Annotated in this window: 1 protein-coding gene; it reads left to right on the top strand. The window is 38.4% G+C overall.

Annotation, left to right across the window (positions count from 1 at the left end; all coding sequences use genetic code 11):
- Positions 1-344: ATP-binding protein (locus D3H64_RS09905; protein ID WP_158589284.1), on the top strand; the 344-nt coding region annotated here is incomplete at its 5' end.
- Between the last annotated feature and the right edge of the window lie 70 nt (positions 345-414).

Here is a 414-nt window from a genome sequence, read left to right as displayed (position 1 = left end):
ATTACAAAACCAGTAAGTTAGTCAACCATCTCGTTGAGTTAAAGAAAATGGGAAAAGAAGACCGTTTTTGGAAAAGATTAGAAAAAGCTGCGCTCTTAATTTTAGACGAATGGGGCTATCTTCCATTTGAACGACTTGGAACCCAAATGCTTTTTGAAGTAATTTCCAATTGTTACGAGAGAAGGAGTGTGATTTTAACCACCAATTTACCATTCAATGAATGGAATACGATCTTCTATGATCAGAAGCTAACCGCCGCTATTTTGGATCGCATGGTCCATCACGGATTACTCATTATGCACGAGGGAGAAAGTTATCGCTTAAGGCATTCATCCATGCAATAAATAACGAAGTAATAAATAACGCAGGGGTGGCTGGATTTTAATTGCCACGCTGGTTGGATTTTAATTGCCA

The sequence above is a fragment of the Atopobacter sp. AH10 genome (assembly GCF_003664595.1).
GTDB lineage: Bacteria > Bacillota > Bacilli > Lactobacillales > Aerococcaceae > Atopobacter.
Note: the sequence above shows the minus strand (reverse complement) of the source record. Positions and strands in the feature narration are given on the sequence as shown.